General features: G+C 71.3%; 18 protein-coding genes. 10 read left to right on the forward strand and 8 right to left on the reverse strand.

The window, feature by feature from the left end:
- From CIK81_RS02340 to CIK81_RS02355, 4 genes are all read left to right on the forward strand, one after another.
- Nucleotides 1-442: DAK2 domain-containing protein (locus tag CIK81_RS02340; RefSeq protein ID WP_114355327.1), on the forward strand; the 442-nt coding region annotated here is incomplete at its 5' end.
- Between the two features lie 127 nt (nucleotides 443-569).
- A complete protein-coding gene (locus tag CIK81_RS02345; protein ID WP_114305247.1) occupies nucleotides 570-1,040 on the forward strand; it encodes a ribose-5-phosphate isomerase in 471 nt (156 codons plus the stop codon).
- A gap of 92 nt (nucleotides 1,041-1,132) precedes the next feature.
- Entirely contained in the window at nucleotides 1,133-1,903 is a 771-nt protein-coding gene (locus tag CIK81_RS02350) for a triose-phosphate isomerase (RefSeq protein ID WP_114312136.1), read from the forward strand.
- Between the two features lie 197 nt (nucleotides 1,904-2,100).
- Entirely contained in the window at nucleotides 2,101-2,934 is an 834-nt protein-coding gene (locus CIK81_RS02355) for a hypothetical protein (RefSeq protein ID WP_158541890.1), read from the forward strand.
- Nucleotides 2,935-2,956: 22 nt separating this feature from the next.
- Here CIK81_RS02355 and CIK81_RS02360 read toward each other — a convergent pair whose 3' ends face one another.
- The 3 genes from CIK81_RS02360 to CIK81_RS02370 form a co-directional block, all read right to left on the reverse strand.
- Complete coding sequence (locus CIK81_RS02360) at nucleotides 2,957-3,652, reverse strand: GntR family transcriptional regulator (RefSeq protein ID WP_096197756.1); 696 nt, start codon at nucleotides 3,650-3,652, stop codon at nucleotides 2,957-2,959.
- Nucleotides 3,653-3,920: 268 nt separating this feature from the next.
- The gene (locus CIK81_RS02365; protein WP_096197755.1) at nucleotides 3,921-4,922 is read right to left on the reverse strand and encodes a Gfo/Idh/MocA family protein; all 1,002 of its coding nucleotides are present in this window, start codon (nucleotides 4,920-4,922) and stop codon (nucleotides 3,921-3,923) included.
- Entirely contained in the window at nucleotides 4,916-5,911 is a 996-nt protein-coding gene (locus tag CIK81_RS02370; protein WP_114305248.1) for a Gfo/Idh/MocA family protein, read from the reverse strand. Before CIK81_RS02370 ends, CIK81_RS02365 begins: the two co-directional genes overlap by 7 nt.
- Before the next feature lie 234 nt (nucleotides 5,912-6,145).
- On the opposite strand from CIK81_RS02370, the gene CIK81_RS02375 reads away from it, so the two are divergent.
- From CIK81_RS02375 to CIK81_RS02385, 3 genes are read left to right on the forward strand one after another with little or no spacing between them, the layout of a single operon-like run.
- Entirely contained in the window at nucleotides 6,146-7,663 is a 1,518-nt protein-coding gene (locus CIK81_RS02375; RefSeq protein ID WP_114305249.1) for an alpha-N-arabinofuranosidase, read from the forward strand.
- Nucleotides 7,664-7,669: 6 nt separating this feature from the next.
- Entirely contained in the window at nucleotides 7,670-8,857 is a 1,188-nt protein-coding gene (locus tag CIK81_RS02380; protein WP_114355328.1) for a sialidase family protein, read from the forward strand.
- Between the two features lie 30 nt (nucleotides 8,858-8,887).
- A complete protein-coding gene (locus tag CIK81_RS02385; protein ID WP_096165742.1) occupies nucleotides 8,888-9,466 on the forward strand; it encodes a sugar O-acetyltransferase in 579 nt (192 codons plus the stop codon).
- Between the two features lie 13 nt (nucleotides 9,467-9,479).
- Here the strand turns inward: CIK81_RS02385 and CIK81_RS02390 are convergent, their stop codons facing one another.
- Nucleotides 9,480-10,850, reverse strand: a complete 1,371-nt coding sequence (locus CIK81_RS02390) for an aminotransferase class I/II-fold pyridoxal phosphate-dependent enzyme (RefSeq protein ID WP_114355329.1) — start codon at nucleotides 10,848-10,850, stop codon at nucleotides 9,480-9,482.
- 177 nt (nucleotides 10,851-11,027) lie between these two features.
- Here CIK81_RS02390 and pdxS point away from each other — a divergent pair, with 177 nt between their 5' ends.
- Nucleotides 11,028-11,960 (forward strand): pyridoxal 5'-phosphate synthase lyase subunit PdxS, encoded by a 933-nt coding sequence (gene pdxS / locus CIK81_RS18440; RefSeq protein WP_241963895.1) that lies wholly within the window; start codon nucleotides 11,028-11,030, stop codon nucleotides 11,958-11,960.
- Entirely contained in the window at nucleotides 11,957-12,559 is a 603-nt protein-coding gene (gene pdxT / locus CIK81_RS18445; protein WP_241963896.1) for a pyridoxal 5'-phosphate synthase glutaminase subunit PdxT, read from the forward strand. The genes pdxS and pdxT overlap by 4 nt, the downstream gene beginning before the upstream one ends.
- A 102-nt stretch (nucleotides 12,560-12,661) precedes the next feature.
- Here the strand turns inward: pdxT and aceB are convergent, their stop codons facing one another.
- Together aceB and aceA are read right to left on the reverse strand one after the other, a co-directional pair.
- A complete protein-coding gene (gene aceB, locus CIK81_RS02400; protein WP_241963942.1) occupies nucleotides 12,662-14,257 on the reverse strand; it encodes a malate synthase A in 1,596 nt (531 codons plus the stop codon).
- A 197-nt stretch (nucleotides 14,258-14,454) separates the two neighbouring features.
- Nucleotides 14,455-15,771, reverse strand: a complete 1,317-nt coding sequence (gene aceA / locus CIK81_RS02405; RefSeq protein WP_114355331.1) for an isocitrate lyase — start codon at nucleotides 15,769-15,771, stop codon at nucleotides 14,455-14,457.
- A gap of 170 nt (nucleotides 15,772-15,941) precedes the next feature.
- On the opposite strand from aceA, the gene CIK81_RS02410 reads away from it, so the two are divergent.
- Nucleotides 15,942-17,426 (forward strand): helix-turn-helix transcriptional regulator, encoded by a 1,485-nt coding sequence (locus tag CIK81_RS02410; protein WP_096165738.1) that lies wholly within the window; start codon nucleotides 15,942-15,944, stop codon nucleotides 17,424-17,426.
- Between the two features lie 195 nt (nucleotides 17,427-17,621).
- On the opposite strand, the gene CIK81_RS02415 is transcribed toward CIK81_RS02410, so the two are convergent.
- Nucleotides 17,622-18,764, reverse strand: coding sequence for an NAD(P)/FAD-dependent oxidoreductase (locus CIK81_RS02415; protein ID WP_114355332.1), 1,143 nt, complete (start codon nucleotides 18,762-18,764; stop codon nucleotides 17,622-17,624).
- Between the two features lie 85 nt (nucleotides 18,765-18,849).
- Complete coding sequence (locus tag CIK81_RS02420) at nucleotides 18,850-19,806, reverse strand: sigma-70 family RNA polymerase sigma factor (protein ID WP_096165736.1); 957 nt, start codon at nucleotides 19,804-19,806, stop codon at nucleotides 18,850-18,852.
- Nucleotides 19,807-19,874 lie beyond the last annotated feature (68 nt).

A 19,874-nucleotide genomic window follows, 5' to 3' on the forward strand; every position in this document is an offset into this window, starting at 1 on the left:
CACCCTGCTGGTTCGCGCGGGCGAGGCCTGGGCGGAATCCGCCGGGGTGACCTCGGGCGCGCTGTGGGGCGGCGCGCTCACCGCCGCCGGCGGCGTCTTCGCGGATGACGCCGGCTGCACGGCGCGCACGGTCGTCGACGCGCTCGACGCGGGCATCGCCGCGGTGCTGCGCCTGGGCGGCGCGAAGGTCGGCGACAAGACCATGGTCGATGCCCTGGTCCCCTTCCGTGCACGCCTGTCCGAGGCCTTCACGGGGGACAATGCCTCCGAGGCGATCATCGAGGCCGCCGCCACGGCCCGCGAGGCGGCCGATGCGACCGCCGACATCACCGCGACCCTCGGCCGCGCCCGCGTGCTCGGCGACAAGTCGCTGGGCACCCCCGATCCCGGCGCGATCTCCTTCTCGATCCTCATGACGGAGCTCGGCCTGCACCTCGGCTGACCGCCTCGCCCCCTGGCCGCCCGGCCACCTCGCCTCCCTGACCATCCACCTGACCACCAGATCCCCGGGCCCGGCATCCCCCGTGGACCCGGCCTCCCACCCGACCCGTTCCCAAGGAGCACCTCTCATGGCACTGAAGATCATCGTCGGCGGCGACAACGCCGGCTACGGCTACAAGGAAGAGTTCAAGGCCCTGCTCGAGGCCGACGACCGCGTCGAGTCCGTCGTCGACGTGGGCGTCGGATCGGCAGATGACGGCACCTACTACCCGAACGTCGCGGTCGCCGCCGCGGAGAAGGTCGCCGCCGGCGAGGCCGACCGGGCGCTGCTGATCTGCGGCACCGGCCTCGGCGTCGCGATCGCCGCGAACAAGGTCTCCGGCATCCGCGCCGTCACCGCGCACGACCTCTACTCCGTGCAGCGCTCGGTGCTGTCCAACAACGCGCAGGTGCTGTGCATGGGTCAGCGCGTGATCGGTCTGCAGGCCGCCCAGGAGCTGATCAAGGTGTGGCTGGACCTCGAGTTCGATCCCGAGTCCTCCTCCGCCGCGAAGGTCGACGCGATCTGCGCCTACGACGGCTCCCTCGAGCAGGCCTGACCGCCGCACGCCCCGCCTCAGCCCAGGCCTCGCCCTCCCGCTGGCCTTCGCCTTGACGCATACTCGCCTCACCTGACCCGGAAGGACCCCGCATGAGCACCCTGTGGATCGGCACCAGCTGGAAGATGACCAAGACGCTCGACGAGGCACGCGCCTGGTCGGAGGGCCTGCGCGAGGCGCTCGGCGGCGACGCGGCGCAGGCACCGACGGGGGTGCAGCCCTTCGTGATCCCGTCGTTCACCGCGACCACCACCGTGCGCGGAATCCTCGGCGAGGACTCGCCGGTGCTGCTCGGCGTGCAGAACGCGCACTGGGAGGATGCCGGCGCCTGGACCGGCGAGGTATCCGTGCCCCAGGCGAAGGACGCCGGTGCGCAGATCGTCGAGATCGGGCATTCCGAGCGTCGCGAGCACTTCGGCGAGACCGTGGAGACCACTCGTCTCAAGGTCGCCGCGGCCCTGCGCCACGGCCTGACCCCGTTGCTGTGCATCGGCGAGAGCGCCGACGTGAAGGAGGCCGGGGGCTCCAGCGAGTTCATCCTCGACCAGGCGCGCGGTGCGCTCGAGGGTCTGAGCGTCGAGGAGCTCTCGCGCGTCGTGATCGCCTACGAGCCGATCTGGGCGATCGGGGAGAAGGGCCGGCCCGCCACCGTCGAGGAGCTCGTCGAGCCCTTCGCCGCCCTGGGCGCGGAGTACACCGGGAAGGTCACCGGCCTGCTCTACGGCGGCTCCGTGAACCTCGACAACGCTGCAGGTCTGCTCGGGATCGAGCACGTCACCGGCCTGTTCGTCGGCCGTACCGCCTGGGAGCTCGACGGCTACCTCGAGCTGCTGCGCATCGCCGAGGCCCACACCGCCGCCTGAAGGGCCACTGCGCCGCTCGAGCTCGCTGCGCCCGTCGACGCCGCGCTGCCTGCTGAGGACCCGCGCCGCGCGCTGAGCGCGAACGTCCTGCACTGGGAGTGGGGCTGCCCGCGCTCCGAAGGGGGCGGGTAACCCCCAGGCGATGCACCGCCGCCCGCGATATCCTGGTTCATCCCACGAGAGAGCGGCGGGTGATCATGAGCGAGCAGGGCCGCACCCCGAGTGCCCAGCCGGCCAGGACCGGCATTCCCTCCTGGAACCCTGCCCAGCGCCCGCTGGTCGGCACGGTCCATGACCCTGCCTCACGGTCCGTCACCGTGCGTCGCCGGCGTGGCCGCTGGCTGACCGTCGGCGTGCCCACCGTCCTGGGCGGAACCTTCGGCATCACCAGTTTCATGGTGCTCGGCGTGAGCAGCCTGATCGGCGGCGCCGGCCTCCTGGCGCCCCTGCTGGCGGGGCTGGGGATCGGTGTCGTCGTCGGCGGAGGCACGGCCTTCCTCCTGCGCAACCGCAGCCATGCGCCGGCCCGGCTGAGCTCGGCCCGCACCGACATCCCTGCGGGCACCCTGCCGGTGCTCGAGAAGATGGTGAAGTCCACGAAGCACGAGCACCGCCGGCTCTCCCGGATGCGACGCGGCCGGCCCGACCCCCTGGTGAAACCGGTGCTCGACCGCGCCGAGCTGCTGCTGCAGCGGGTGAACGCCCTGGTGGGATCCCCGTCGCTGCAGTCCCGCCGCACCTCGGACGCCGACATGCTGATGCTCGAGGGGATCGCCGACCGCTACGTCCCCGAGCTGGTGCGCGCCCTCGAGGACACGGCCGGGTTCCTCGCCCCCGCCGCCGGCGAGGCGCGCGAGGAGGCGGTGGCGAACCTGAACAGCATCGATCGCCAGCTGGGCTCGCTCAGCGAGGAGCTGGATCGCATCGAGCGCGACGCCGTCGCCAGGGTCAGCCGTTCGCTCGACGTCCACTCCGAGTTCCTCCGGCTGCGCCTGCCGAATCAGGGAGGCGACCCGCTCGAGGGGCGCTGATCGCCGGGCGCGGGGCCGACGATCAGCTCTGCGCGGGGCCGTGCTCAACGGTAGCGAGCGAGCGCACCAGCACCGCGTCGAGGTGGTCGGTGAGCGCCTTCAGCGCCGCGTCATGGTGGTGCCGGCGCACCTTCGCCAGGATCTCTCCGTGCTCCTCGTACGCCTCGCGGGCGTCGAGCTGCATGGGTCCGCCTTCCCAGGTCTGCCGCATGCGGTGCGTGTGGGTGCGCAGACTCTCGAACATCTGGCCGAGGTAGCGGTTGTCCGCGTACTTGTAGAGGGTCTGGTGGAAGCCCCAGTCGGCCTGGAAGTGCTCGCGCACCAGCTCGTAGTCGACCTCGCCGGCGGCGTCGATACGGGCGATGATCTCGGCGTGCGCAGCATGCGCGGCCTCGAGGTCCGCCAGGAAGTCGTCCCAGTGCTCGAAGGCACGATCCAGCACGGCGATCTCGATGATCTTGCGGGCCTCGAGCAGCTCGGTGATCTGCTCGTCGTCGAGCATCGGGGCCACCACGTAGCCGCGCAGCGCCACGTACTCCACCAGTCCGGACCGCTCGAGCGACACCATCGCCTCCCGCACCGGGGTGGGGGAGACCTCGAGGTCACGAGCCAGTCCGTCGATGCTCAGACGGGAGCCCGGTGCCCAGCGCGATTCGAGCAGCCGCTGGAGCATGAGCTCCTCGACCTCGTCGCGCAGCACCTGTCGTCTGATGGCCATGAGGCGAGTCCTTTCGTGCGCAGATGCGCTGACCGGCGCCGCATTCCCACACGGACCGGCTATCCGTTTTCCCATAGGATACCCAGCCCTGATGCCGCCCGGCTGCGAACGGAGAAGTCAGGCAGGCCTCGCCGGCCGGCACCGCCAGCCCCTTGAGCCGCTGCGCCAGCGCATGAGTCGTGAATGCCTGGATGCCTGGATGCCTGGATGCGCCAGCTCTACTGGCCAGCGGACCCTCAAGCGCTCAGCCCGTCAGGCCTGCAGACCCTCAGATGCTCGCGAGCTCCACGGGCTGGCCGGTCCGCACGGACTCCTGGGCCGCCGCGACCACACGCACGGTGCGCAGGCCCACGTCGCCCGAGGGCTCGACGGCCCGGCCGTCGCGCACGGCGCCGAGGAACGCCTCGAGCAGCGCAGCATCAGAATCCACGCCGTAGGGCAGCCAGCGCCCGGGCCCGCCGACGTGCTCGGCGAAGGCGTCGACCTGGAGCTGGCCACCGGTGCCGACGGCCTGGATGCGCAGGCCGCCCCAGGTGGGGGCCTCGGCCGGCTGGGACCAGGAGCAGTCGATCGTGGCGACCAGACCGGACGCGTAGGTGAGCGTGACCAGTCCGCCGGTCTCCGCGCCCTCGCCGGCCCGGTCGGCCCACAGGATGCGGTTGGTAGTGGCGTGGACGGTCGCTGGCTCGCCGAAGATCGAGTCGAGGATCTCGGCGATGTGCACGGTGTGGTCCACGAGGGAGCCGCCGCCGGCGAGCTCGACGTCGGTGAACCAGGCCCGGGTGTCCGGCAGTTTGCCGTTGTTGGTGCCGGTGATGCCGATGACCTCGCCGAGCGCACCGTCCTCGACCGCGGCACGCAAGGTCTGGACGGCAGGAGCGAAGTGCACGGGGAAGGCCGTCATGAGCACCACGCCGGCCTCGCGGCAGGCGGCGACCATGGCGTTCGCGTCGGGCACGGTGGTGGCCAGCGGCTTCTCGCACAGCACGTGCACGCCGCGGCGGGCAGCCTCGAGCACGAGGTCCCGGTGGTGAGCGTTGGCGCTGGTGACGACGATCGCGTCGGGACCGCCGGGCCAGGCGTTCCACGCCTCGTCGTAGGAGCCGACGACGCTGACTCCTCGCACGTCGCCGAAGCCGTCCGGATCGGCGACCACGAGGTCGATGTCCTCGCGCGCCTCGAGCCGTGCGGCGTAGGCCCCGGCGTGGGTGTGCGCGCAGCTCATGAGGGCGATCTTCAGCGTGTCCGTGGTGGGGGATGCGGTCAGCATGTGATGCTCCGTCCGGTGCGCAGGGATTCGAGGGCCGCGCGGGAGACCTCCACGGCGTAGGCGCCGTCGGCCGCGCTGACCCGGGTGGAGCCGTCGGCCCTGAGCGCCGCCGCGAACTCGAGGATCTCCTCGGCGTAGGGGCTGCGCATGCCGCTCACGTCGGGCAGGAAGCCGTCCCCGCTGCGCTGAGTCGTGGTCGCGACCTCGTCGAAGACGACACCCGGGTCCCCCGCCGAGTCGTACTGCAGGCGGCCGCCGTCACCGGCGAGGTCGAAGGTGTAGCGGAAGCGGGTGCCGGGCGGACCCCACAGGCCACGGCAGTGGCTGATCGCGCCGCTCGTGTGGGTGAGCACGGCGTGGGCGGTGCGCACGGTGTCCGCTGCGGTCGAGACGGACTGCTGCGCGTAGACCCGCTCCACGGGCCCGGCGAGCCAGATCGCCTGGTCGATGTCGTGGATCATCTGGTCCATGACGATGCCGCCGGACTGCGACTCGTCAGCGAACCAGGGCTGGGTGGGGAAGGACCCGGTGCGCTCGAAGCGCAGCACGGCGAGCTGCCCGATCGATCCGGAGCCGACGGCACGATGCGCGGCGGCGTACTGCGGGAAGTACCGCACGACGTGCGCGGGGAACAGGGAACGGCCCACGCGCTCGGCGTGCTCGACGACGGCGCGGGCATCCTCGGTGGTCAGTGCCAGCGGCTTCTCGCACACGACGTCCTTGCCGGCATCGAGGGCCTGATGGACGATCTCGGCGTGGACCGCGGTGGGCGTGCAGACGTCCACGACGTCGACCGCTGCGAAGAGGTCCTCGAGGCTCGCATGGACGGTCGCACCGAACTGCTCAGCGAACTCCTGCGCTCCCTCGAGGCTGTAGCAGTGCAGGTCGGAACCGGTCTCGATCCACCCGGGCGCGTGGGCGCGGGAGATCCCTCCGGTCCCGATGACGCCGACGCGCAGGGGCGCGGCTGGAGGTGACGTCGATGTCATGATCCACCTTTCGGCCGGACGGGCTCCCATTTCGAAAGCGTCTTGCATAATCTTTCCCGGCCTGGTCGCCGGTGTCAAGAGAGCGCGCCGTCGAGCCTGCGCCGAGAGTCTGCGGCATGCTGACCTTCCTCGTCGGGTCGATCGTGCACCTTCCAGTGCGCCGCCGCTAGGCTCGGCAAGCACCCGGCCGCGGAGCACTCCCACCGTCGAACACCGCGGCCGAAGGAGTCACCGATGACCCTGCACGGCACAGTCCACCTCCACCCGGCGCACCGGGTCGGTCCCGTGCGCCGCCGCACCTTCGGCAGCTTCGTCGAGCACATGGCGCGCTGCGTGTACACCGGGATCTTCGAACCCGGCCATCCCTCGGCCGACGCCGACGGGTTCCGCCAGGACGTCCTGGAGCTGACCGGTGAGCTGGGGGTGAGCTCCGTCCGCTATCCCGGCGGCAACTTCGTCTCCGGCTATCGCTGGGAGGACGGCGTCGGCCCCGCCGAGCAGCGCCCGCGCCGTCCCGATCTCGCCTGGCACTCCACCGAGACCAACGCCTTCGGCCTGGACGAGTTCATGGCCTGGGCGGAGAAGGCGGGCGTCGAGCCGATGTACGCCGTCAACCTCGGCACCCGCGGGGTGCAGGAGGCCCTCGACGTGCTCGAGTACGCCAACGCCCCGGTCGGCACGGAGCTCGCGGATCGTCGGGCGGCCAACGGTCATCCCGAGCCGTACGGGATCCGTATGTGGTGCCTGGGCAACGAGATGGACGGGCCCTGGCAGATCGGCCACCGCCCCGCCGAGGACTACGCCCGGCTCGCCGCGGAGACCGCCCGGGCGATGCGCCGCACCGGTTCCGAGCTCGAACTCGTGGCCTGCGGCTCCTCCCATTCCTCGATGCCCACCTTCGGTGCCTGGGAGCAGGCCGTGCTCGAGGCCTGCTACGACGACATCGACATGCTCTCGGCGCACGTGTACTACCGCGGCGAGGAGGGCGATGCGGCCTCGTATCTCGCGTCGGCAGTCGACATGGATTCCTATATCGAAGCGGTCGTGGCCACGAGCGATCACGTGCGAGCCACCCTCAAGCGCGACAAGCGCCTCCAGATCAGCTTCGACGAGTGGAACGTGACCAATCCCGACGGCGACACCGGCGAGGAGCCGGGCGGCGACGACTGGCCGGAGGCGCCCCGCTTCGCCGAATCCACCTACACCGCGCAGGACGCCGTGGTGGTGGGATCGCTGCTGATCAGCCTGCTGCGGCACACCGATCGCGTGGCCTCGGCCTCGCAGGCCCAGCTGGTCAACGTGCTCGGCCCGATCCGCACCACCCCGGGCGGCCCGGCCTGGCGGCAGACGATTTTCCATCCCTTCGCCATGACCTCCCGGCATGCGAGCGGGCAGGTGCTGCGCACCGCGATCGACTCGCCCACGATCGACACTGCGAAGCACGGAACGGCCACCCTCCTCGACGCGGTGGCCACCTGGGACGAGGACGCCGGGCAGCTCACGGTGTTCGCCGTGAACCGCTCCCCCGACCAGGCGCTCGACCTCGTCGTGCCGCTCGGAGGCTTCGGGGATCTCGAGCTCCTGGACGCCTCGATCCTCCACGAGGACGACCCCCACGCGGTGAACACGGCCGACGACCCCGACGCCGTCGTCCCCCGCCCGCACGACGGCGCGGCCGTCACCCCGGACGGCCTCACCGCGCCTCTGCCCCCGATCAGCTGGGCCATGTTCCGGCTGCAGACCAGGAAGTGACCCACCATGCGACGACGCACCCTCACCACCGTCCTGACCGCAGCGCTGACCAGCACTGCCGCTCTCGGAGTCGCTGCCCCCGCCCTCGGCGCCGGCAGCCCCGGACGCGGAGGCACCGGCCGCCAGCAGGACCGGCCCCCGCAGCTCCTGCTCGACGACACCGGCCTCTACCCGCGCGTGATCCTTCTGGCCCACCAGCGCACCGCGAACGATCGCCTGCTCGCCTCGGTGGTCTCCTTCGACGGCCCCTCCAGCTACGGCGGGATCTGGGAGTCGACCGACAGCGGCGCCACGTTCACGCAGGTGGGAACCGTCTCCGATGAAGCGCTCGAGGCCGGGGAGGGCCTGTGCTGCGCCACACTGTTCGAGCTGCCCCGGCCCCTCGGCGACCTCCCCGAGGGCACCCTGCTCTGGAGCGCCTCCGTCGGCGCCGACGCCACGGACCGACGGATGTCGATCCGGATCTGGGCGAGCACCGACCTCGGCCGCAGCTGGGAGCGGATCGCGATCACCGCGGTCGCCGAGAATGAGGGAGGTCTGTGGGAGCCGGAGTTCGCGGTGGCCGACGACGACACCCTGGTGCTCTGGTACTGCGACGAGACCGACGGGGAGAACCACTCGCAGAAGATCGTGCAGCAGACCTCGACCAACGCTCTGACCTGGACTGATCCGACGCCGACGATCGAGCTGGAGGATCCCGACGCACGGCCCGGCATGCCCAATGTGCGCCGGCTGCGCGATGGCCGCTGGGCCATGAGCTATGAGATCTGCGGTCCCGAGGACCTCTGCCGCAGCTACGTGCGCACCGCCGACGACCCTCGCGACTGGGGCCCGGCCACGTCCCGGGACGAGGTGATCCGGGCGGCCGACGGCACCGAACCGCGCCACACTCCGACGCTCACGATCGACGCCGACGGCTCGGTGGTGCTGGGCTCCCAGATGCACTACGGTCCCGACGGCGACCCGGGCCCGGACAACGGGCAGGTCGTGCTCCGCTCCCAGAACAGGACGCTGAGCGGCAGGGTCCGCTGGGTGACCGAGCCCGCTCCGGTGCCCGTCGAGGAGCCGTGGAACAACTACTGCCCAAACTACTCGCCGACGTTCGTGCGCACCGACAGCGGGCACCTGCTGGAGATCACCTCGGCCCCCACCCAGGAAGGAGTCTGCCGCCCGTGGTTCGGCGCGCTGGGCTGACCCGCTTCCCCTCCCGCTACGCTCGATCCCATGCTCAGCACCTCTGCTCCGGACGATGACCGCACTCAGCACGAGCGCATGCTCGCCGGCGACTGGTACCTCTCCGACGAGGAGCTCGGGGCGCTCCAGCTGCAGGCCGCCCAGCTCGCCGATCGCTACCACCGAGCGTGGCTCGACGACGCCCCGGAGGCTCGTGACCTGCTGATCGAGCTCCTGGGCGGGGTCGGCGCGGAGACTGTGGTGCGGCCGCCGCTGTCGCTGGACTACGGCAGCAATGTGCGGATCGGTGCCCGCACCTTCGTGAACTACTACCTCACGGCGGCGGACGTCGCGACGATCACCATCGGCGACGACTGCCAGATCGGCCCGAACGTCCAGCTGCTGACCCCGATCCATCCCACCGAGCCGGCTCCCCGCCGCGAGGGACTCGAGCGGGCGGAGCCGATCACGATCGGAGACAACGTGTGGCTCGGCGGCGGCGTCACCGTGCTGCCGGGCGTCACGATCGGGGACAACTCGGTGATCGGTGCGTCGGCCGTGGTCACGAAGGACATCCCGGCGAACGTGCTCGCCGTGGGCAATCCTGCGCGGGTGATCCGGGCGCTCTGATCCGGCAGCGGCGCTACGCCGGGCTCCGGACGGTCCCGGCGACGTCAGCAAAGGCGGGGATGTCCGCGGCACCGGCGACGTCGGCGGCGAGCGACCGGGCGTCGGCCTCGGAGAGGTCGTGCACGGTCAGCCGCAGGTGGTGCGAGGGGGCGCCGGTCGCGACGAGGCGGAACTCATCCCCCGTGCGCACGAGCCAGCCGCGACGCATGAGCCGGTCCGCGACCTCGCGCGCGGGCACCGGGACGGGGACCCACAGGCTCATCCCGTCCCCCGCCTCGACCGGCAGGCCCAGCGCGGTCAGGCGTGCGGCGAAGGCGGCATTCCGCTCGGCATAGTGGGCGCCGGCCCGGTGGATGAGCTCCAGGGACTCGGGAGCGGCCATCACCGCATGCGTGATCCGCTGCAGCAGATGGCTGACCCAGGTGGTGCCGGGGCTGAGCCGCAGGGCGAGCCGGCCGGCGGTGTCGGGGTCGGTCGCGGTGACGGCCAGGCACATGTCCGGGCCCACGAACTTCGAGACGGACCGCACCAGCGCCCAGCGCCGATGCTCGGGGCCGATGATCGAGTGGAAGGGCTGCTGGGAGAGGAACGAGTAGTAGTCGTCCTGGATGACCAGCACGTACGGGTGCTCGGCGAGGACGTCGCGCAGCTGCTCGGCACGGCGGGCGCTGAGCGAGGCACCGGTGGGGTTCTGGGCGCGCGGGGTGCTGACGACGGCGCGGACTCCCTGGTCGAGGGCATGACGCAGCCCGTCGACGGTCATGCCCTCGGCGTCGACCGGGACAGGCACGGCACGATATCCGCCGATCCGGGAGAGGTGGATGCTGGCCAGGAAGCAGGGGTCCTCGAGGGCGACGGCGTCGTCGCGCTGGAGCGCCTGGGCGAGGAGCCGCTCGACCGCGTCGACGGCACCGCTGGTGAGGGTGAGGCGCACGTCCTCCACGGCGGCGGGGGCGTCGGCCGCCATCCAGTCCCGCGCCCACCGCTCGAGGTCGCGGTCGATGACGGGCTCGCCGTACAGCACGGGGCGGCCTCCGGCGGCGGCGAGCGCCGGCCCGAGATCGGGGATCAGCTGCGGATCGGGGTTGCCGGTGCCCACGTCGCGGAGGGATCCGGCGGCGGCGAAGCCCTCCTGCGCGACCGCGGCGCGCTGCGCGATCCGGGTGCCGGCGCGGCCCTGGGAGACGACGACGCCCGAGCGGGCGAGGTGGCGATACGCGGCGACGGCGGTGTTGCGGTTGATGCCGAGCTGCTCGGCGAGGGTACGCACCGGTGGCAGCAGGTCGCCGGGCGCCAGCTCGCCGCGGTCCACGAGAGCGCGCACGCTGTGGGCGATCTCGACGGCGGTGCTGCCGCTGATCCCCGGGGCGTTGTCCGTGCTCATCCGCTCGAGTCTAAGGGTCGATCCCCCTGCACGGTCCCGGATCGTGGACTCCTGGCGAGCGGGCGACGGGTGTTGGCCTGTGCCATGCTAGTTTTTGGCCTAGGCCAATGTGGTGCAGGGAGGGTCGACGCGTCGGATGCCGTCGGCCCGCGCCGCGCGAGCGACAAGGACACCCTTATGAACACCACCACCGAGACCCCCAGCACCCCGGCGACCACCGGCACCGTCACGGACACCGGGACGGGCACGGTCAAGCGCGGCATGGCCGAGATGCTGAAGGGCGGCGTCATCATGGACGTCGTCACGGCGGAGCAGGCCAAGATCGCCGAGGACGCCGGCGCGGTCGCCGTCATGGCCCTCGAGCGCGTCCCGGCCGACATCCGCGCCCAGGGCGGCGTCTCCCGCATGAGCGACCCCGACATGATCGACGGGATCATCGACGCGGTCTCGATCCCGGTGATGGCCAAGGCCCGGATCGGCCACTTCGTCGAGGCCCAGGTGCTGCAGGAGCTGGGCGTGGACTACATCGACGAGTCCGAGGTGCTCTCCCCGGCGGACTACGTCCACCACATCGACAAGCACCGCTTCACCGTGCCCTTCGTGTGCGGCGCGACGAACCTCGGCGAGGCCCTCCGCCGCCTCACCGAGGGGGCGGCCATGATCCGCTCCAAGGGCGAGGCCGGCACCGGCGACGTCTCCGAGGCCACCAAGCACATCCGCACGATCACCGCGGAGATCCGGGCGCTCGCGGCCAAGAACGAGGACGAGCTGTACCTCGCCGCGAAGGACCTGCAGGCCCCGTACGCGCTGGTCAAGGAGGTCGCCGAGAGCGGCACGCTGCCCGTGGTGCTGTTCACCGCCGGTGGCGTGGCCACTCCCGCCGATGCCGCGATGATGATGCAGCTGGGGGCCGACGGGGTCTTCGTCGGCTCCGGCATCTTCAAGTCCGGCAACCCGGCCGAGCGCGCCGCCGCGATCGTCAGGGCGACGACCTTCTACGACGATCCGTCCGTGATCGCCGAGGTCTCGCGCGGGCTCGGCGAGGCGATGGTCGGCATCAACGTGGCCGACCTCCCCGCCCCGCACCGGCTCGCCGAGCGCGGCTGGTGAGCTCCGGCGGGGCCTCCCCGCTGATCGGGATCCTGTCCCTGCAGGGCGACGTGCGCGAGCACGCCCACGTGCTCGCGGAGCTGGACGCGCAGGTCACGCTCGTGAGGCGGCCGACGGAGCTCGACGGGCTCGACGGCCTCGTCTTGCCCGGCGGGGAGTCGACCGCGATCACCCGGCTCGCCCGCACCGTCGGCCTCCTGGACCCGCTGCGCGCGGCGATCGCGGACGGGCTTCCGGTGCTGGGCACCTGCGCCGGACTGATCCTGCTCGCAGACCGTCTGGCGGACGGCGCCGCTGGTCAGGAGACGATCGGCGGGCTCGACGTGACGGTGCGGCGCAACGCCTTCGGGGCGCAGATCGCCTCCTTCGAGACCGATCTCGAGGTGCCCGCGCTGGGACCGCCGCCCGTGCGCGCGGCCTTCATCCGCGCTCCGCTGATCGAGCAGGTCGGCCCCGGGGCGTCGGCCCTCGCCGTCCTCGCGGACGGCCGGGTGGTCGCCGCCGAGCAGGGGAACCTGCTGGGGGTGGCCTTCCATCCGGAGTCCACCGGCGAGATCCGCTTCCACCGCCGCTTCCTGGATCGCGTCGCGAGCCGCTGATCCGAGCCTCCGTCCCCTTCGCCCCAGGGCACGGGGGCGACAGCAGACGGACCGCCCGGGAACTCGCCCCGGGGGTCCGTCTGCGCTGATCGCCCCTGGCTCTCACCCGAGGTGGCGGTCGTAGGCGGCATTGGTGAGGAAGGCCGGGAAGGCCTCGCCGAGCACCGCCTCGCTCAGCAGGTCCGCGGCGTCCTCCGCTCGGCTGCCCTCCTCACGGGACATCTCCTCAGCGCACCGCTCGATCAGGTACTCGACCTTCTCGGCGACCACCGGCATGCCCTCCTGCGTGGTCACGCCCTGGTTGATCCACTGCCACAGCTGGGAGCGGGAGATCTCGGCGGTCGCGGCATCCTCCATGAGGTGGTCGATCGCCGCGGCGCCCTGTCCACGCAGCCAGCTGTCCAGGTAGCGCATGGCCACGCGCACGTTCTGTCGGACCCCGGCCTCGGTGATCTGCCCGCCCTCGACCCGCATGTCCAGCAGGTCCTCGGCGGTCACGCGGACGTCCTCCCGCTGTCGGTGCAGCTGATGCGGGGATCCGCCCATCACGGCGTCGAACTCGGCCTGCGCCGCAGGGACCAGGTCGGGGTGTGCCACCCAGGTGCCGTCGAAGCCGTCGGTCGCCTCGCGGCGCTTGTCGTCCGAGACCATCTCGAGCGCCTGTCGCGTCACCTCCGGATCGCGTCGATCGGGGATGAAGGCGCTCATCCCTCCGATCGCATGGGCGCCGCGACGGTGGCACGTGCTCACCAGCAGCTCGGTGTACGCCCGCATGAACGGGACGGTCATCGTCAGCTCCGAGCGGTCCGGCAGCACCCGCCGCCGGCCCCGGTCGCGGAACATCTTGATGATGCTGAACAGGTAGTCCCAGCGCCCGGCGTTGAGCCCGGCGCAGTGGTCGCGCAGCTCGTAGAGGATCTCCTCCATCTCGAACGCCGCGGGCAGGGTCTCGATGAGCACCGTGGCGCGGATCGTCCCGTGGGCCAGGCCCAGCTGACGCTCGGCCTCGGTGAACACCTGGTCCCACAGCCGAGCCTCGAGATGGGACTCGAGCTTCGGCAGGTAGAAGTAGGGACCGACGCCGCGCTCGATCAGCTCCAGGGCGTTGTGGAAGGCGTAGAGCCCGAAGTCCACCAGCGCGGCGACCGCGCGGCCGCTGCGTCCGCTCGGGCAGGTGTAGCGCAGATGGGACTCGCTGAGGTGCCAGCCGCGGGGGCGCAGCACGATCGTCGGGGTCTCCTCCCCCAGGCGGTACTCCTTGCCCTGGTCGGAGACGAAGTCGATCTGCCGACGGATCGCGTCGTGCAGGTTCAGCTGCCCGCCGATGATGTTGTCCCAGGTGGGGCTGAGCGCATCCTCGTGGTCGGCGAGCCACACCCGGGCTCCGGAGTTCATCGCATTGATGGTCATCTTGCGGTCGGTGGGACCGGTGATCTCGACCCGACGGTCCTCCAGACCGGGCCCGCCGCCGGCGACCCGCCAGTGCGGATCCTCCCGGATCGCGGCGGTCTCGGGCAGGAAGTCGAACATCGCCCCGGCGCCGATCGACTCGCGGCGCATGCTGCGGGCCCGCAGCAGCCGGTAGCGGTCGTGCTCGAAGAGATCGTGCAGGCCGGCGACGAAGTCCAGCGCCTCGGGCGTGAGGATCTCGTCGAACCGCTCCTGCATCGGACCGACGACCTCGAGCGTGCCGCGCATGCTCTGATCCGGTGAGCCGTCCCGGCCGGCCGGGACGGATCGCGAGGTCCGTGCGGACTGAGTGGACTGGGTGGACTGGGTGGACTGGGTGAGAGTCATCAGGTGCTCCTGGCTCGGTGAGTTCAGTGCGTTCAGTGCGTTCGGTGGGTTCAGTGGGTTCAGTGGGTTCGGTGAAACGGGCGAGGTGGGGACGGGGATCAGTGGAACTGGGCCGTCTCGGTGGAGCCCGCGAGGGCGAGGGTGCTGCTGCTGGGGTTCAGCGCCGTCGAGACCCGATCGAAGTACCCCGTGCCCACCTCGGCCTGGTGGCGATGGGCGGTGAAGCCGGAGGCCTCGGCCGCGAACTCCGCCTCCTGCAGTTCGACGAAGGCCGACATCTGGCTCTCCTCGTATCCGTGCGCCAGCTCGAACATCGCGTGGTTGAGGGAGTGGAATCCGGCCAGGGTGATGAACTGGAAGGCGTAGCCCATCGCGGCGAGCTCCCGCTGGAAGGCGGCGATCTGCGCATCGTCGAGGTGGCGCTTCCAGTTGAAGCTCGGCGAGCAGTTGTAGGCGAGCTTCTGGTCGGGGAAGTCCTGGTGGATGCGCTCGGCGAACACACGGGCCAGCTCCAGGTCCGGCTCCGCGGATTCGACCCACAGCAGATCCGCGTACTCCGCGTAGGCCAGGCCGCGCGAGATCACCGCGTCGATGCCCGGCCGCACCTCGTAGAAGCCCTCCGCCGTGCGCTCACCGGTGAGGAACTCCCGGTCCCGCTCATCGATGTCGCTGGTCAGCAGGGTCGCCGCCAGGGCATCCGTGCGGGCGATGATCACCGAGGGGACGCCGGCGACGTCGGCCGCGAGCCGTGCTGCTCCGAGGGTCCGCACGTGCTGCGAGGTGGGCACGAGCACCTTGCCGCCCATGTGGCCGCACTTCTTCTCGCTGGCCAGCTGGTCCTCCCAGTGCACGCCGGCGGCTCCCGCCTCGATCATCGAGAGCATCAGCTCGTAGGCGTTCAGCGGGCCGCCGAAGCCGGCCTCGGCATCCGCGACGATCGGTGCGGTCCAGTCCCGGCTGGTGGTGCCGGTCTCGGCGTGCTCGATCTGCGCGGCGCGCAGCAGCGCGTTGTTGATGCGCCGCACGACGGAGGGCACCGAGTTGACCGGGTAGAGCGACTGGTCGGGGTAGGTCTTGCCCGAGAGATTCGCGTCCGCCGCGACCTGCCAGCCGGAGAGGTAGATGGCCTTCAGCCCGGCCCGCACCTGCTGCACGGCCTGGTTGCCGGTGAGGGCGCCCAGGGCCCGCACCCAGCTGGTGGGGTCCTCGGTGTTCTGCTGGATGAGGTCCCAGAGCGTCTCGGATCCGCGCCGGGCGAGGGTGTGCTCCTCGCGGACCGGACCGGCGAGGGCGACGACGTCCTCCGCGGTGTGGTCACGGCGCACGCTGCTCCATCGCGGGTCGAGATCCCACGCGGCGGCGAGCTCGTCGGCGGTGACGCTCTGGTCACCGGGTCGGGGGGTGAACTGCTCCATGGTGGACTCCTCTGCTGCTCCGCGCCCGACCTCCGGGATCGAACGCTGCCGGCGAACTTCGTCGGGTCCTCACACTCTGGAGGCGCAGAACCCCCTGTCGAAGGGGTCCGACGGGAGAACTTCGGCCATATTTCTGGCGCGAGGAACTTCCGGCATGGCACGCTGTCGCCATGGCACACGACGACGTGGACCCCGACGACTCCTCCGACCGCCTCACCATCGGCCGGCGCATCCGTGCCCGGCGGCTCGAGCGCGGCATGTCGCTGCGCGAGCTCGCCGCCGCCCTGGATCGTGCCCCCTCCCAGCTCTCCGTCATCGAGAACGGGCGGCGCGACCTGCGGCTGGGCGAGCTGCGGCGCATCGCCCGCGTGCTCGACGTCGCCGAGGAGGATCTGTTGCGCCAGGAGCCGCCCTCGCGCCGCGCCGCGCTCGAGATCGCCCTGGAGAAGGCCCAGGCCGGCGCGCTCTACCAGGGCCTGGACCTGCCGGACCTTCCCGTGCGCCGCTCTCTCAGCGATGCCGCGATCGAGACGATCCTGCGCCTCCACGACGAGCTGGGGCGCCTGCACCACGAGCGGGCCGCGACCCCCGAGGAGGCGCGGCGCGTGAACGGGCAGCTGCGCGAGGAGCAGGCCCGGTCGGGCAACTACTACCCCGAGCTCGAGGCGACCGCTCAGGAGCTGCTCGCGCGGATCGACCACACCGGCGGGCCGCTGTCCCACCGCAAGGTCTCGCTGCTGGCCGCGGAGCTGGGCTTCACGCTGCACTCGGTCGCGGATCTCCCCCACTCCACCCGCAGCATCACCGACGCCGAGAACATGCGGATCTACCTGCCGCGTGAGCGCAGCACCACTGATCCGCGCACGACGGTGCTGCAGGCGATCGCCGCCCACGTGCTCGGGGAGAAGGAGCCCGCCGACTACGGCGACCTGCTGCGGCAGCGCGTGGAGGTCAACTACCTCGCCAGCGCCATGCTCCTGCCCGAGGCGGGCGCCGTGCAGTTCCTGCGGGCCGCGAAGACCCAGCGCGAGCTCTCCGTGGAGGACCTGCGCGACGAGTTCTCCGTGAGCTACGAGATCGCCGCCCATCGCTTCACGAACCTGGTGACCCGCCATCTCGAGCTGCCCGTCCATTTCCTGAAGACGCATTTCAGCGGAGCAATCGTCAAGGCCTATCAGAACGACGAGGTGCGCTTCCCGACAGATGCCCTGGGCGCGGTGGAGGGCCAGATCGTGTGCCGCTGGTGGAGCGCCCGGCAGGTGTTCACGAGCGAGGACCGCATGAGCCCCTACTGCCAGTACACCGACAAGCCCGGCGGCACCTACTGGTGCACCTCCCACATCGAGTCCGGCCCGGGCGGCGAGTTCTCCATCTCGGTGGGCACGCGGTTCGAGCACACCCGCTGGTTCCGCGGGCGCGAGACCACACGGCGCTTCGCCTCGTCATGCCCTGATCCGGACTGCTGCCGTCAGGCCGAGCCGGCACAGGAGCAGCGTTGGCAAGGCTCCGTGTGGCCGGTGGCGCGACTGCATGCCTCGCTGCTCGCGGCGATGCCCTCGGGCACCTTCACCGGCGTCGACCGGGTGGCGATGCTCGAATTCCTCGACCGTCATGCACCCCAGGAGCAGCCGACGGATCAGGCGCTCCCGCACTGAGCGGCGTCATCTCGTCTCCACCGGGGCGGTTATCCACCTATCGATCCCCACCTGGGGATAACCCGGCGGCCCGGAGGCGTTCTCGGTGAATCATTTCCGTCGTGCGCAATGGTTCTGCACAGATTCGTCTCCTCTCCGCTCCGCGCTCGAACGCACGCCCGATTCGGCCAGCGCGGAATGAGCGGTTCAGGAGGATCACACGGGGCGTGCGGGGATCGGTATCCCGAGCGTCGGGTTCGCGGCCCCGAACGCGGCGCCCTTGCACACGAGCTCCTTGTCCCAGGCGCCGATCCGGCCCGTCAGCACCACGGGGATCGGGGTGTCATCGGGGCGCACCACCTGGATCAGGCCGTCCCGTCGGCCCAGGCTGATGCACCGGGTGACGTAGGCGAGAGGGAACTTCGGGGCGCGCTTCCCGCGCAGATCGGCGAGCAGCCCTTCGCCCGCCTGCCAGCCCATGGCGGTCCCGGAAGCGCAGGACATGCGCAGGGGCTTGTCGCCGTGGCCGATCGCGCGTGCCGCGTCGCCGACGGCATAGACGCCCGGGTGGGAGACCGAGCGCATCGCCCGGTCGACGACGATGCGGCCGTCCGCGTGAGTCTGCAGCGCGCTCGCCCCCGCGAGCGGGTTGGTGACGTAGCCCGTCGTCCACACCACGAGATCCGCCGGCAGGGCGCGACCATCAGCGGTGACCACGGCGTCGGGAGTGACCTCCTGGGCGCGCACGCCCTCCCGGACGGTGATGCCGAGGCGATCAAGTGCTCGGCGGACGTGCCGTGCTCCTCTCGGGACGAGGTCGCTTCCGATCACTCCCCGCGACAGCAGGGAGACGTCGAGGTCAGGGCGGGACTCGGCGATCTCGGTGGCGGTCTCGAGCCCGGTCAGCCCGCCGCCGACGACGACCACGGAGCGACCGGGCCCGAGGGCGCGCAGGCCGCCACGCAGCCGCAGGGCCTCCTCGCGGCCGGCGACGGTGTGCACCGTGTCGCCCGCGACCTCGACATCCGGCGGGGCCTGCGTGCTGCCCAGCCCCACCACCAGGGAGTCGTACTCGAGCACCCCTCCCCCTGCGAGGGACACCTGGTGGGCGTCGACGTCGAGGGCGGTCACCCGGTCGATGACCACGGTCAGGTGGGTCCTGGCGAACATCTCGTGCAGCGGCCGCTCAGGGATCTGCTGGCCGACGGCGAGCTGATGCATGCGCACCCGCTCGACGAAGTGCGGTGCGGCATTGACGAGCGTGATCTCCGCGTCGGAGGGGCGGAGCCGGCGCGCCAGCATGCCGTCGGTGATGGCGCCGGCGTATCCGGCGCCGAGGATGAGGATGCGATACGACATGACGGGCCTCCTGGCTGTCCTGAGGGGTGTGCCTGCTTGACGACACAGCCCGCCAGAACCTGACGTGATCGCGTGAACCGGTCTCTCACCAGGCGCTGGAGAGCGGCTCGCCGCGGTGTGCCGTTTCCCAGCGCTCGCTCGCACGCCCGAGCTTGGCCGGGTTCGCCTGGATGCGGATGTCCCGGATCAGCCCGTCGACCTGATTCAGGACGATGATGCCGACGAGCCGTTCGCCGCTCGCGGCGATGAGTGCTGGGCTGGCGTTGACGACGTCGGCGTAGAGCTCGAGAGGACCTCCGAGGAAGTTCCGTTTGGCCAGGGTGGGACGGAAGGCGCCGCGCAGCAGCTTGGCGATCGCCGGCGCCCCGAGGATCGGCCGACGAGCCGCCGGGACCTTCCCGCCGCCGTCCGCGATGCTCACCGCGTTCTCGCTGAGCAACCCGATGAGCGGGTCGAGGTCCCCGCCGGTGGCGGCCTCGAGGAAGGCCTCGACGAGCTCCCGAGCGGACTCGGGATCGGTGCTCGCGCCATGCTCTCCCTCGAGTTCTCCCCGGCGGAGGCGCTTCCTCGCACGCGCGAGGGCCTGCTGGCTGCCGGCGACCGTCGTGCCGAGGATCTCGACGATCTCGGCGTGGGGGTAGGTGAACGCCTCCTTGAGCACGAAGACAGCCCGCTCCTGGGGAGCGAGGTCCTCGAGCAGCCCGAGGAGCGCGAGGGAGACGGAGTCGCGCTGCTCCGTCGTCTCCGCCGGTCCCAGCAGAGGGTCGCCGTCCAGCAGCGGCTCGGGGAGCCACTGACCGACGTAGTCCTCGCGGCGCGCGCGGGCGGAGGACAGCTGATCCAGGCACAGGTTGGTCAGGACCCTGGTGAGCCAGGCTCGAGGGACCTCGATGTCGTCACGTCTCTCGGCGGCCCAACGCAGATAGGTCTCCTGCACGGCGTCCTCGGCGTCACCGGCCGAGCCGAGCAGGCGGTACGCGACGGCACCCAGGTGGGACCTGGCTGCTTCGAACCGGTCGAGATCCTCCGGGGGAACGCTCACGCGGCGAGCGTAACCAGGGCGGCCCGATTCCGATAGCGAAAAACGGCCGGTCCCCGTCGGGGGACCGG

The sequence above is a fragment of the Brachybacterium sp. JB7 genome (assembly GCF_003335205.1).
Taxonomy (GTDB): domain Bacteria; phylum Actinomycetota; class Actinomycetes; order Actinomycetales; family Dermabacteraceae; genus Brachybacterium; species Brachybacterium alimentarium.

Bases quoted from the DNA above. Each gene is read 5' to 3' on its own strand.
- CIK81_RS02345 (WP_114305247.1), top strand. From the start codon at position 570: ATGGCACTGAAGATCATCGTCGGCGGCGACAACGCCGGCTACGGCTAC.
- CIK81_RS02350 (WP_114312136.1), top strand. From the start codon at position 1,133: ATGAGCACCCTGTGGATCGGCACCAGCTGGAAGATGACCAAGACGCTC.
- CIK81_RS02355 (WP_158541890.1), top strand. From the start codon at position 2,101: ATGAGCGAGCAGGGCCGCACCCCGAGTGCCCAGCCGGCCAGGACCGGC.
- CIK81_RS02360 (WP_096197756.1), bottom strand. From the start codon at position 3,652: ATGGCCATCAGACGACAGGTGCTGCGCGACGAGGTCGAGGAGCTCATG.
- CIK81_RS02365 (WP_096197755.1), bottom strand. From the start codon at position 4,922: ATGCTGACCGCATCCCCCACCACGGACACGCTGAAGATCGCCCTCATG.
- CIK81_RS02370 (WP_114305248.1), bottom strand. From the start codon at position 5,911: ATGACATCGACGTCACCTCCAGCCGCGCCCCTGCGCGTCGGCGTCATC.
- CIK81_RS02375 (WP_114305249.1), top strand. From the start codon at position 6,146: ATGACCCTGCACGGCACAGTCCACCTCCACCCGGCGCACCGGGTCGGT.
- CIK81_RS02380 (WP_114355328.1), top strand. From the start codon at position 7,670: ATGCGACGACGCACCCTCACCACCGTCCTGACCGCAGCGCTGACCAGC.
- CIK81_RS02385 (WP_096165742.1), top strand. From the start codon at position 8,888: ATGCTCAGCACCTCTGCTCCGGACGATGACCGCACTCAGCACGAGCGC.
- CIK81_RS02390 (WP_114355329.1), bottom strand. From the start codon at position 10,850: ATGAGCACGGACAACGCCCCGGGGATCAGCGGCAGCACCGCCGTCGAG.
- pdxS (WP_241963895.1), top strand. From the start codon at position 11,028: ATGAACACCACCACCGAGACCCCCAGCACCCCGGCGACCACCGGCACC.
- aceB (WP_241963942.1), bottom strand. From the start codon at position 14,257: ATGCGCGGCACGCTCGAGGTCGTCGGTCCGATGCAGGAGCGGTTCGAC.
- aceA (WP_114355331.1), bottom strand. From the start codon at position 15,771: ATGGAGCAGTTCACCCCCCGACCCGGTGACCAGAGCGTCACCGCCGAC.
- CIK81_RS02410 (WP_096165738.1), top strand. From the start codon at position 15,942: ATGGCACACGACGACGTGGACCCCGACGACTCCTCCGACCGCCTCACC.
- CIK81_RS02415 (WP_114355332.1), bottom strand. From the start codon at position 18,764: ATGTCGTATCGCATCCTCATCCTCGGCGCCGGATACGCCGGCGCCATC.